At 44.6% G+C, this 12,184-nt stretch carries 11 protein-coding genes; 5 read left to right on the top strand and 6 right to left on the bottom strand.

The genetic code is table 11. From position 1 onward, the window contains the following. Positions 1-17: 17 nt before the first annotated feature. Positions 18-470 (top strand): PepSY-like domain-containing protein, encoded by a 453-nt coding sequence (locus FLA_RS23805; RefSeq protein ID WP_076375048.1) that lies wholly within the window; start codon positions 18-20, stop codon positions 468-470. Positions 471-540: 70 nt separating this feature from the next. On the opposite strand, the gene creD is transcribed toward FLA_RS23805, so the two are convergent. From creD to FLA_RS23790, 3 genes are read right to left on the bottom strand one after another with little or no spacing between them, the layout of a single operon-like run. Next, entirely contained in the window at positions 541-1,869 is a 1,329-nt protein-coding gene (creD, locus tag FLA_RS23800; protein ID WP_076375046.1) for a cell envelope integrity protein CreD, read from the bottom strand. Between the two features lie 60 nt (positions 1,870-1,929). Beyond that, entirely contained in the window at positions 1,930-2,229 is a 300-nt protein-coding gene (locus tag FLA_RS23795) for a winged helix-turn-helix domain-containing protein (RefSeq protein WP_076375044.1), read from the bottom strand. Next, on the bottom strand, positions 2,226-2,894 hold the full coding sequence (locus FLA_RS23790) for a hypothetical protein (protein ID WP_076375042.1): 669 nt from the start codon (positions 2,892-2,894) through the stop codon (positions 2,226-2,228). The genes FLA_RS23795 and FLA_RS23790 overlap by 4 nt, the downstream gene beginning before the upstream one ends. Before the next feature lie 116 nt (positions 2,895-3,010). On the opposite strand from FLA_RS23790, the gene FLA_RS23785 reads away from it, so the two are divergent. Together FLA_RS23785 and FLA_RS23780 are read left to right on the top strand one after the other, a co-directional pair. Then, entirely contained in the window at positions 3,011-3,400 is a 390-nt protein-coding gene (locus FLA_RS23785) for a GtrA family protein (protein ID WP_076375040.1), read from the top strand. A gap of 48 nt (positions 3,401-3,448) precedes the next feature. Continuing rightward, positions 3,449-5,011: an ArnT family glycosyltransferase gene (locus FLA_RS23780; protein WP_159445047.1), complete on the top strand. Its 1,563-nt coding sequence runs from the start codon at positions 3,449-3,451 to the stop codon at positions 5,009-5,011. 222 nt (positions 5,012-5,233) lie between these two features. Here FLA_RS23780 and FLA_RS23775 read toward each other — a convergent pair whose 3' ends face one another. Further along, entirely contained in the window at positions 5,234-6,523 is a 1,290-nt protein-coding gene (locus tag FLA_RS23775; protein ID WP_076375036.1) for a rhamnogalacturonan acetylesterase, read from the bottom strand. A gap of 29 nt (positions 6,524-6,552) precedes the next feature. Then, complete coding sequence (locus tag FLA_RS23770) at positions 6,553-9,045, bottom strand: glycosyl hydrolase 115 family protein (protein WP_076375034.1); 2,493 nt, start codon at positions 9,043-9,045, stop codon at positions 6,553-6,555. Positions 9,046-9,453: 408 nt separating this feature from the next. On the opposite strand from FLA_RS23770, the gene FLA_RS23765 reads away from it, so the two are divergent. Next, positions 9,454-9,837, top strand: a complete 384-nt coding sequence (locus FLA_RS23765; RefSeq protein ID WP_144263941.1) for a hypothetical protein — start codon at positions 9,454-9,456, stop codon at positions 9,835-9,837. Between the two features lie 21 nt (positions 9,838-9,858). On the opposite strand, the gene FLA_RS23760 is transcribed toward FLA_RS23765, so the two are convergent. After that, the gene (locus tag FLA_RS23760; RefSeq protein WP_076375030.1) at positions 9,859-10,890 is read right to left on the bottom strand and encodes a GntR family transcriptional regulator; all 1,032 of its coding nucleotides are present in this window, start codon (positions 10,888-10,890) and stop codon (positions 9,859-9,861) included. A 178-nt stretch (positions 10,891-11,068) separates the two neighbouring features. Between FLA_RS23760 and rhaT the strand changes: the two genes are divergently transcribed. Further along, entirely contained in the window at positions 11,069-12,178 is a 1,110-nt protein-coding gene (gene rhaT, locus FLA_RS23755) for an L-rhamnose/proton symporter RhaT (RefSeq protein WP_076375028.1), read from the top strand. The last annotated feature ends 6 nt before the right edge of the window (positions 12,179-12,184 follow it).

The following is a 12,184-nucleotide window of genomic DNA, read 5'->3' as shown; positions in this document are numbered from 1 at the left end:
CTATAAATAGAATAACTATGAAAAAGAGTATAAAGGGCGTTTTGGCAGTTTTGTTTTTATTGGTAGGTTCCTTCTCTTTTGCTCAATTGCGATCAGTGCCGGCAGAAGTAACCAATGCTTTTAAAGTGAAGTTTCCGGATGGTAACGATGTATCGTGGCATGACAAGCTGAGTAGCTGGCAGGCCAGTTTTGTAGAAAAAGGTGTTAAAACGGAAGCCTGGTTTAGCAGCAAAGGCGAATGGAAAGAAACCGATAAAGAGATGGAGTATAGCGCTTTGCCTGAGGAAGTGAAAGTAGGGGTGAGCAAAAGCAGGTATAGTGATTGGAAGCCAGGATCGGTAACCACTATCCTTAAAAAAGACAAAGAGCTGCAATACCGCATTTATGTAGAGAAAAGCTCTTTGGTGCAGAAAAAGTATATCTACTTTAACGAAAAAGGCGTGCTGCAAAGAGAAGTTCAGTCCTTATAATCCTTGTTCCTGTATGATAAAAAGAAAAGGCGCCTCCCCCCGGGGCGCCTTTTATCATTCTGCACAAATCCTACTCTGTTGAATACGGAGCATCAGGGTTAAAGGATGGAGCAGGGGTGTTGGGTTGCAATGGTGTTAATGGTGTTTTTTCAGGAGTAATATGATACCAGTTGATTTTTCTGCTGGCATACATGGCTATAGCCAGTATTACAAATAAGCCAATGCTGCCTACCAGTAACGCGGTTTCTTCCAGGCGTATGATAATGAATATAAAGCCATACAGCATGGTTAAGGCAATACTGAATATGCCTGCTGTTTTCCAACTGTTAAAATGTCCTTTGGCATACAGGGTAATGAGTAACACGGTGGCCAGTGCTGCCAGGAAGTAAGCGATGTTAAAGGCCACGTATTCGCTGATAGAAAGCAACAGTGTATAGAAGATCACAAGCGCCAGCCCTATCAACACATATTGCACAGGGTGTACCGGGCGCTTTTGCATAATCTCAGTTACAAAGAATAAAGCCATCGTTAAGCCTATCACCAACAGGGCGTATTTAATGGTGCGGGATGTTTGTGCATACTGATCGGCCGGTTGCACTACAGTAACCCCAAATTCATTTTCCAGTTTATTAATCTCTTCTTTAGTGATGACCGTAGGAAAGGGCAGGTTGGCCTGGTTAAAACTCCAGGAAGCGGTAAAACCACTGTCATTCACTGTTCGGGTAATGGGCAGGGTGTTGCCATCGAAAGAAGGGCTGGGCCACGCGCTGCTCATGCTAAACTGGCTGTTGGCGGCCAGGGGCACAAAGTGTAGTTGTCCGCTGCCCTTAATGTTGGCCTTCATGCTAAAGTCAAAACCCTTGCTGAACTCATCGGTGGTGAGTGGTATGGTGGCAGACAGGCCTGTGTTGTCTATTTTGCTATTGGGCAGGCCGGGAGCCAAATCGTAGGTGTGGCTGGCGGCAGTAATGCTCAGCTTTTCTTCAATGCCTTTAAAGTCGCTTAAACCTATACAAAGTTTGGCTTCTGTAAGATCCAGTGATGCCAGTGAAAGGTCGTTGGGCAATACAGGTTTGAACGTGCCATTCAATTGCAGCTGGCTTCTGTATAGCACCATTTTAAACAGGGAACGGCTTCTTTCCTGGGTTTGTATGTTGCTGTTAAGGGTAAGGTCTTGCGGTAAAATAATAACGGGTGTGCCACCTGTTTTGTACGGAATAACCAGGTAAGGACTGGTAAACGTTTGGCCGGTGGCCCATTGACGGCTGGCGTCCTGCGTGGCTTCTTTCTGGCGTTCCTGCCGCTCCTGAACCAGGTTGCTGATGAGGTTTGTGGCCAGTGTGAGTACGGCTATTAAGCCACCGGTTATTAAAGCTTTGATAAGAATTTTGTCGGGCATATGAGGATGTTTTATTTGTTTTGAAAGAGCTTTGAGATTCAAAGTATATGGGCAAAAAAATTATTCGATGGACTTGATCATTTTTTCAAGGGCGTCTAAATGGGCCTTGAAGGCTTTTTCGCCTACTTTGGTAGCGGAATAAGTGGTATTGGTTTTACGGCCTACAAAGCTTTTTTGCACTTTAAGGCAGTTGTTTTCTTCCAGATTTTTTAAATGGCTGGCCAGGTTGCCGTCGGTAATGTCCAGCAATTCTTTCAGTTCGTTAAAGCTCACCTCGTCATTCACCATCAGGGCGCTCATGATGCCCAGGCGAATGCGGCTGTCGAATATTTTATTCAGATGCTCTATCGGGTTCTTCATGCCTCACTGTTTTTTACGTCCCTTTCATATTTATACCACATAACAATGCCGTATATTATATGTAATACCCCAAAACCTAAAGCCCAAAAATACAAACCTGCCCCCTCAAATCCTAAATTGATCACGCCTAAAACCAGCTGGCCATAGCCAAGATATTTAATTTCGGCCAGGGTGTATTTGCTGGCATTGAGTAAAGCCAGTCCGTAAAAAAGTAAACAACCGGGCGCTACCAGGCCAAAGGTGCCAAAGTGCAGTAGTTTATAAATAAACAATCCGCCGGCAAATAGGGGAATGCTAAAGTTGATGAGTAGCCGTTTCGTCATTTTCCCCCATAAAGGAGTGCCGTCTTTTTTGCTTTTAATAAAAGTGAATATAAAGGAGCTGATAAAGGCTGCCGCAAAAGTGCCGGCGGCAATCCAGAACAACCAGGTGTTCATAAGCACTTCCAGCAAAGAAATGCCGGAGTCGTAGCGCGATGCGCTCATTTCATGAATGAACAGATTTTTATACCCGTAAACATAACCGTGGCTCAGGTAAGCGCCCAGGAGGGCACAGATGCCGGCAGCTACGCCGCTCCAACCGCTTAAACTAACAAAGCGGCTGCTTTTTTCCATCATAGACCTGATATCACGCAGGGCAGAAAGATGCTGTTGAGGATTGTTCATAAAAGCACTTTGTTGTACAAAGGAACGTATAAATTCAATTCCAATACATTTTACGACTGGAAATTTTTTAATTTTTGTTTCTCCTACCTTTGTTGCCTATCTAAAAACAGTAGTACATGTTTCCAGGTTTCCTGTGGCGTTTAATAAAATTTGGGATGGTGGGAGTTACCGGTGTATGCATCGATTTTGGAATAACATGGCTGTTGAAGGAAAAGGTGAAGATCAATAAGTTTGTTGCTAACACCTGTGGGTTTACGATTGCAGTGGGAAACAGTTTTGTATTAAACCGGTATTTCACCTTTGAAAAAACCGATAATGCCGCCTGGCAGTCGGATTTGCTTCGTTTTCTCGGTTTTTCGCTGATAGGGTTGTTGTTAAACAACCTGCTGGTATGGTATTTTAACGAAAAAGTGCAGCTGAAGTTTTACATTTCCAAGTCGCTGGCAGTGGTGATTGTGTTTTTCTGGAACTTCTTCAGCAATTTCTTTTTCAATTTTAAAAAATAAGAACAGTAGTAGGGAGGAGGCATGCCCTGTTATGTTGATACATTGAGCATGTACAAAAAACAACTTTTTTACCTGGTGTTGATCGCGGGCATTGTTCGCCTGCTGGCAGCCGGTATGCTGGAGCTGGGAAACGATGAAGTATACTATTATACCTATGCACTTCATTTACAATCTAATTATTTTGATCATCCGCCCGGAGTGGCCTGGCTTATCAAACTGTTTACGCTCAATTTGCGCCTGCCACAGGAGGTGTTTATCCGTTTGGGCTCGGTGGTGTTTGCCACTGTGGGCACCTATATCAGTTTTGCCCTGGGCAAGCGTATTAAAAATGAGCAAACCGGTTGGTATGCCGCCTTATTATATAATGCCAGTATTTATTGCGGTGTAATTGCGGGTACGTTTATATTGCCCGATAGCCCACAGGTGCTTTTTTGGCTGGCAGGGCTATATTATATGGTAACTGCTGTGCAGTATGCCACAGAAAACAAAAAGATACCGCCGGCTATATGGCTGGCAATAGGCATATTAAATGGCCTTTGCATTATGTGCAAGGTGCATGGCGTGTTTTTATGGGGTGGTTTTGGTTTGTATGTGTTGTTTTGCAACCGCCGTTTACTGGCCAACCCCTGGTTATATGTAGCAGCCCTGCTTACCGCTGTTATTATTAGCCCGATTATTACCTGGAACATCCAGAACCATTTTGTTACCTGGAACTATCATAGTAACCGTGTAGAGGTAAAACAGTTTGCACTGGATGCCGATGGCTTTATCCAAACCATACTGGGCCAGCTGTTTTACAACAACCCGTTGAATGTGGTAGCCATTGTAATAGCACTGGTGGTGTTGAAAAAGAAGGTAACACTTGCGAAAGAGGTAAAGCAATTGCTGTTGTTATGCGGCCTGCCTATTATTATCATAACCACCCTGGTGTCGCTGTTTAAATCGGTGCTTCCGCATTGGAGCGGCCCCGGCTTTTTAACGCTGCTGTTTGTGGCTGCTGCCTGGCTGGATGATAAAAAAGCACAGGAACCTGTTGCTTCCGGGCGCACTCCCTGGCTGATAAAAAGCAGCCTGATACTGATTGCAGTAGTAATGCTGGGGGGCATAGCCTTTATTCGCTTACTGCCCGGCACTATTGGCAGTAAGGAAGAAGCACAATACGGTGAAGATGATTTTACACTTGATTTGTATGGCTGGCGACAGTTTGGAGCCGACTTTATACCCTGGTACCAGCAACAGGTACAAGCAGGTGCATTCAAAGCGGATACTAAAATTGTATGTGATAAGTGGTTTCCTGCTGCACACCTGGATTATTATGCAGCCCGCACATTGCACATACCGGTAGTAGGTGTAGGAGAACTGAATGACCTACATCATTATGTATGGTTAAACGAGCAGCGCCCCACCTTGCAGCCGAACGAAAATGCCTTATGTATTGTGCCCAGTAACTACCCGTTACAGCCAGATAAAATATATGAAAATTCCTTTACCGGCGCTCGATTGTTACATACGTTTACCCAAACACGCATGGGGCAAACCAGCCGCTACTTTAGAGTATACCTGTTAACCGGCTTTAAGGGGCAGGAGAGTACGCCATTGAATATTCAGTAGAGTATTGCGGTGGGGAGTGATAGTTGGAAGTGGTTGAAAGATGCGTTGGATGCTTGAGATGCAGGTAAGTTGATAGTAGGATAAAAAGAAAGAGAGACAGTAAGCGCGGATGTACCGTTTTACTGTCTCTCTTATTTTATGAATAACTGTCTTTTGTATATCTCTTTTGGGTGATGATGCACTTAGCATTAGCTGCTAAAACACTTCAACACAAACAATAACTTAATTCCCGTCAGGCTTAATCACTGTGCTTTTAGGGCTTGCTGGTAAGTACCAGGTATTTACATCATCAGGAAATGCAGGATTAAAAGTGGGTGTATCGTTCAGCAGGTATTTGCTGATGCCCAGCTTGTTTTGTTTTACCCCTTCTACTATACACTTTGCTATTTCGTAAGCGCCATAAGAATTGAAGTGTGTGTTATCGGCCAGTGCTTTATCCTGTCCGGGCCAGGTGTTGGCGGGATAATGCACAAAGGCTTTTTTAGAAGGTTCTACACCCAGTGCGTCGTATAAAGTAGTGGTCATTGCATTCAGATCTATTAATGCTACTTTTTCTTCAGCGGCTACTTTGCGGGCAGCAGCAGGATAATCTCCCAGGGTGTTTACGGTTTTGTGCGTGATGCTATCGAACATTCTTCTGCTGGTAGAAGTAATGATCACCGGTATACCGCCTTTGGCTTTTGTTTCGCGCACAAACATTTGCAGGCGTTCGGTATATGATTTATAAGCGCCATCATTAGGGCCTTTTTCCTTTTGATCGTTATGGCCAAATTCAATGAACAGGTAGTCGCCTGGTTTCATTACACTCAATACTTTTTTCAAACGTCTGCTGCCAGCGAAGCTGCCCAGTGTTAAGCCAGACTCGGCATGGTTGGCAATAGCTACGCCAGGTTTGAAGAAGCGGGGAAACATTTGACCCCACGAAGCCCAGGGTTCATCGTCCTGGTCTACAACAGTAGAATTGCCGGCGAGGAATACGGTAATGGCTTTATTGTCTTTGGTAATAACAATGCTTTTTACTGCGGGAGCAGGGCCATTAAATTCAAAGCTGAGTTTAGTGTCCCAATCCAGTTTGGTAAGCTCGCGCGGTTTCAGGCCAACACGTGTTTCTGCATCTATCTCGGGGCGGCGTACATTGAGTGTAAAGGTTTTGGTTACAAACTTGCCGGGTGCAGTTGTTACGTTTTCCACTAACAGGCGGCGTGATTCTGCTTTTACGGTAGTAGCAGCGCTATCGGTAGCACTTCCTAAAGTAAGGGTAACCGTATAATTGCCTTCGGGTATGCCCAGTGAAAAATAAAAAGGCTTGCGTGCTTCGGGCTGGGTTTCAAAATCAAAGCCATATCCTCTTGCATCGGTATAGCTATCTGATGCCATTACTTTAGTATAGCCCGCTGCGGGTTTGCCTGTGCCAAAGCTAAAGCGGTAACTAGTATCCTTTGCTGCTTTGGCCTGTGCATCCAGTGAAAACGTGAGCAGGCTAAAGGCTGCTAATACGTACAATGATTTCATTCGTTGGTTTTATTATACTGTTGTTTGACTTAGTAAATGCTGATATCGTTTAACACCAGGCCGGGATCCATAAAATAAATATGAATGATATGGTTGCCTGCGGTAACCTCATGTTCTGTCTGACCCTGTGCATATCCGTTCACAACGTTGAGTTTCCAGGTAGCGTTGTCTGTGGCTTCTTCAAGGTCTATTACCTGTGGCGGGTTATTGTCTATGCCAATAGCATAGCGCACGCCGCGACCGGTATACTGCCTGTGTGTAGGCAATGCGCGCACCTGTATGGTTCTTTTGCCTGCAGGCAGGGTGGCGCTATAGCTCACATTACTGGCTTTTTCCCATTCGTTGTTGGCTAATGAAGGGGCTGTTACCGGCAGGCAGGTAATGCTGTTGGCGGTGTAGCCCAGGCCAGTAGCGGATTGTAAGGTGGTTTGCTGCTCCTGTTTTTGTGTAAAACTGTTAGCGGCAAGGATTAGTAATGGAGCAGACTGTGTATCTATATTACAAAACGCTCTTCCTTTTTTACTGGTATCGGGATGTACCGATGTTGGCGGCATCTGGAATACCGGTAAGTCGCGGGGGTGCCAGCTCATAATGCCATTCCATTTGCCACCTGCTATAGTAGTATTATATTGTTGCGTAAGTGCTTTAATCTGTTCAAAGGCAGCGGTGGCGCTATCTGCCAGTAAGGCGGCTTTATTACTGCTGTCTTGTGCATACAGCCTGCTTTTAGCAGCCAGTGCTGTTTTCTCGTTCATTAAACAGGCTCCTACAATGGGATAGTACACTAACTCAAAATAGGCATTCTGCAAGCGGGCAGGTATGCTTTGCTGTAAAGCACCAGCTTCGGCTGCAATGCGGCGATAAGCCAGTAAGCGGCGGTCTGCTTCCTGCTCACTAAACGCACGCATGCCCAGGTGTTCAGGTTTGCCGGCAGCTGCCAGTTGGTAATACTTGTTTTTAATACGCGCTATATCGCTGGCAAACTCAGGGCCAAAGGTTTCACGGGCCCATTGCTGTGTGTAGTCGACTGCTTTTTCAAAAGGCCAAGCCTGCACATCCCAGGCCAGGTCGAAGGTGAACTGCATTTCCATTTCGGCAGGTTTGATATCTCCTACATTAATGATCCAGGCCTTGCGTGCATTGTATTGCCATGCTTTAGACAGTTCAAACGAGATAAGGGCAGGGGAGATGGTAGACAGCCACAGGTAATCGTGTGGAGCGCCCCAGTAACTCAGGTGATAGTATACGCCGCTGCCACCACTTCTTTGTTGTTCGGCGGGAGTAGATAGTTGCCTGATATAGCCGTGGTTGTCATCTGCCCACACAATAGTTACGTCATCGGGTAATTGCAAACCACGCTGGTATAAGGTTAATACTTCTTTATAAGGACAGAATATCTGTGGCACAACAGCAGGCGCTTTATGTAGGCCTTCTGATAAAATGGTGCGCTGGTCCTGGATAACATTACCCAGCAGTTTTACTTTTTCGCCCACATCTTTAGGGCCGGGCATGCTGCCATCGTGTATGCCCCGCATACCTACGGTGTATACGTTTTCGTATTGTGCAGATTGTATTACACGATCTTTCCAGTAAGTATATATCTGATCTTTGTTTACATCATAGCGCCACTCGCCGGGCTTTTGGCCATATTCTTTTTCAAAGTGTTCTGTCCATTCAAATACGTTGTTGCGCAGCATAGGCTCACAATGGCTACCGCCTACTATAATGGCATACTTTTCGGCCAGCTGTGGATTTTCGGCGTAATAATAAAATGCTTTGGTGCAGGGATGCATGGCGGGCCATATATAGTTGGCTTTTAAGCGCAGCATCAGTTCAAACACGCGTTCATAGGTGCGTGGGCCAATGTCTTTGACAGCGCTGTCGAGGTTGCGGGCAGCCCAGGGTTGCAGGCCCCAGTCTTCATCATTGATAAAAATACCACGGTATTGTACCGAAGGGCTTTTACTGGTGTATTGACCGTTAACGAAAATGTTTTTTCTTTTAGCAGGTATTACGTCGGCCCACCAATATAAGGGGGACACGCCCATCTTTCTGCTTAGCTCAAAAACACCAAATGCAGTGCCGCGCCGGTCGCTTCCGGCTATTACCAGTGCTTTTGTTTTTTTGCCGTTTACAGGCATGTCTATTACCTGTATGGTAAAGGCTTCCCATAAACCAGTGATATTATTTATCTGTAAAGTTTTACTGGCTACCAGTTTGTTGATCAGTGCCGATTTGCCGATGGTACCTATAATAATAGGTGTATTAGATAAGGAGGTGGAATGTTGCCATGCCGGTGTCTGGCCAGTAAGTAACTGTATGTCTTTTTGAAGGGCATTGGCCGCAACCTGCACTACTGCTGCATCCGCAGCATCTGTATAAATGGTGGTAGTGGCGCCTTTGCCTGCTATTAAAAGAGATTCCGGGGTGCCGGTATCGCTTACGTTTATTGTTTGTGCCTGTGCGGCGGCCAGCTGCAACAATAACATTGCAGGTAGCAGGTATAGGGATATTCTTTTCATGGTATTATATGGCAGCTAATGAATAATAATGATCAATCAAAAGTATACAAAGGCGGTAAAATAAACCGCCTTTTAGTAGCATACGTCCTGCACTGTCCTGCATGAAGCTATGCAATCCATTGCAGGATGCTTCAGGATTGTTGAGTGCAGGAAGTGTATATGTTTGCGCTCTCAGTTAAATGCTGGCAACAAAACAGGTTGCCGCTTGCTATTACTGATTGTTTGCAAAGAGCAGTGCGTGTTTTTTACTATCCGTAATACTTATTGGTAAAACAAGGAACATATTCTGGCCTGGCCAGATGTTAGGTTTATTTATGAATGTAAAGCTGCTGCCCTGTTTATACAGGGCGGTTTTTATTTTACGCCGGAAAAGCGTATATTAGTAGCCTTGTCATAAAGCAGTTTTCTATGAAAATGGTCACCAGGGTCTTTTCAGCAATGTTCCTGGTTGCGCTGTTTGCTATTCAGCCAAAGGCAACAGCGTTCGGGGACACAACCTATGCAATTGGGTGGTATAATAACAGTGGCCTTCCCGATGATGAATTCCGGGTTATCTTCACTAACACGGCAACAGGTAATACAACTATTTTTGATGGTGTTCCTAACAGCGGTACATTAGGTTCCATAAAAGCTGGTACATATAATATATATGTGTACAACAAGCTGGACAATATTAATGTGCATAGTTTCAGGATGCCCTGTACCCCTTATGTGAGTGGTACCAATGCTACATTCGCTAATGTAACAGTACCAGGTAATTTGAATTGCCTGGAAATGGATATTGACTGGTAGTGAAGCCGGCCGGCAGTTGTTTTATAAAGAGGCGCGCCTTTTCAGGTAAAAGGGGAGGGCTACGTGCTGGGTGGATTGTTCCAGTATCAGCTGCGCGGCTTTTTCGCCCATCATCTGAAAATCGGTAGAAATGGTGGTGATGCCGTTGAGTATGATTTTTTTCAGGGGCGTTTCGTTGTAGGAAATAACGCCTACATGTTTGCCCACTTTTAGTTTGGCTGCCAGTATTTTTTCAATCAGGATTACGAGGTCGTTTTCCATCAGGTTGATGTATACTTCGCCCTCGCGAATGGGTTCTTTGTTAATGTCATGCACCACCTTATAGTTAAAGGCGTATTGCTGGCAGAAACGGAAAAAGCCTTCCAGTATTTCCTGTGGAAAATAGGTGTACTCGGGGAAAATGATCTTTAAAGTATGGTATTTACCCAGCAGGTCATTGGCCTGTTCCAGGGCATGGTAAATGTCTTCTTCAAAATCTTCATAAATAGCCCCGTAATTACCTTCAACGCCTGATACCAGTTTGTCCATCAGAATCAATTTCTCGCGCGGGATGGTATTGATGATCTCATGGGCATTTTCGCCCCCCTCTAAAAAGTGGGGGATGATCACGTAATGGGTGTAATCGTTTTTGCTATTGCTGAGGAATTTTTTGAACAATGAAAAGTCATTGTTGTAAATATAGAAATCGATCGCTGCCAGTTCGCCCAGGCTGGCCACAAAAGCATCGTACACGATTTTTTTGTGGGCGCTGAGTTTATTGAATAACAGGAAGATTTTTAAGTTTTGGTTAAGCTCGGTACTTTTTACAAAATAACCTTTGCCGGGTACAGAGCCTAAAATGCCTACCTTTTTCAGGTGTTTGTAGCCTTTTTCTGCTGTATCCCGTGAAATTTCAAATTCAAAGCTTAACTCGTTGATAGAAGGTAAGATATCGCTCTCCTGTAACACCCCTTCGCTGATTGCCTTAATTATACAATTAGCCAGCTGCAAATATTTGGGGGTTGCAGAGTAGTAGTCGATGAACAGATGTTGAAATATAGCAGGTTTCTTCATGGGGGATGCAAGCTGCGTATTACAAGGCCAAACCTACTAAAAATATCGCTAGGAATAAGCTTGAAACCAACAAATTACAAAAATGTAATTCAGCCATGACAGTGCATGACAGCAATACTATTGTATGCTTCTATCTTTAGCCCGCTGAATTTGCCATATTGAAAATTAAAGCATAATCATGAATGTTATTTTAGGCGTTATTTTCCACTTTATCGGTGGATTTGCATCGGGCAGTTTTTATATACCCTTTAAAAAAGTTAAAAAATGGTCTTGGGAAAGTTATTGGATCGTTGGTGGTCTGTTTTCCTGGCTTATCGTTCCTCCCGTAGCGGCATACTTAACCATTCCCGGTTTTGCCGAAATCATTAAACAAACCAGCGGAAGCACTTTATTCTGGACTTACCTGATGGGTATTTTATGGGGTATAGGTGGTTTAACCTATGGATTAGGGGTACGTTACCTTGGTGTATCACTGGGTAGCTGTATTATCCTGGGGCTTTGTTCTGTTTTTGGTTCTTTGATTCCTTCTATTTATTATGACCTGTTTCCGGCAGTAGGAAAAGATACGCTCTCTGGCATGTTTGCAGAAAGCTGGGGCCGTACCGTACTGTCTGGCATTCTGGTATGTGCAATAGGTATTGTGGTTTGTGGTAAAGCAGGTATGTTGAAAGACAAAGACCTGTCGGCCAGCAACCCAGAGGCGGGTAATAAAGAATTCGATATTAAAAAAGGTCTGGTAGTGGCCATTGTATCGGGTGTGTTAAGCGCCTGTTTCAACTTTGGTATTGAAGCCGGTAAGCCTATGGCGGCAGCGGCAGTTGCCTTAGGTAACAACCCGCTGTTCCAGAACAACGTAATATATGTGGTGTTGCTGTGGGGAGGTTTAACTACCAACTTTATCTGGTGTATGATACTGAACGCCCGTAACAAGTCGTTTGGAGATTATACGGATAAAGAAGCGCCACTGACCAAAAACTATATTTTCAGTGCTATAGCAGGTATCACCTGGTTTTTACAGTTCTTCTTCTATGGTATGGCGGAAAGCAAATTAGGTAACGGCGCCAGCTCGTGGATTTTACACATGGCATTCATTATCCTGATTGCAAACGTTTGGGGCCTGATTCTGAAAGAATGGAAAGGTGTAACCAAAAAAACATATGCTACTGTTATTGCAGGTATCGTGGTGATATTTATTTCTATCCTGTTAGTGGGCAGAGGTAATAAAATTAAAGCAGATGCCGAAAAGGCTCAGGCGCCGGTAGAGCAAACTGCACCGCCGGCAGAATAAGCAACA

Source organism: Filimonas lacunae (assembly GCF_002355595.1).
Lineage (GTDB): Bacteria > Bacteroidota > Bacteroidia > Chitinophagales > Chitinophagaceae > Filimonas > Filimonas lacunae.
Note: the sequence above shows the minus strand (reverse complement) of the source record. Positions and strands in the feature narration are given on the sequence as shown.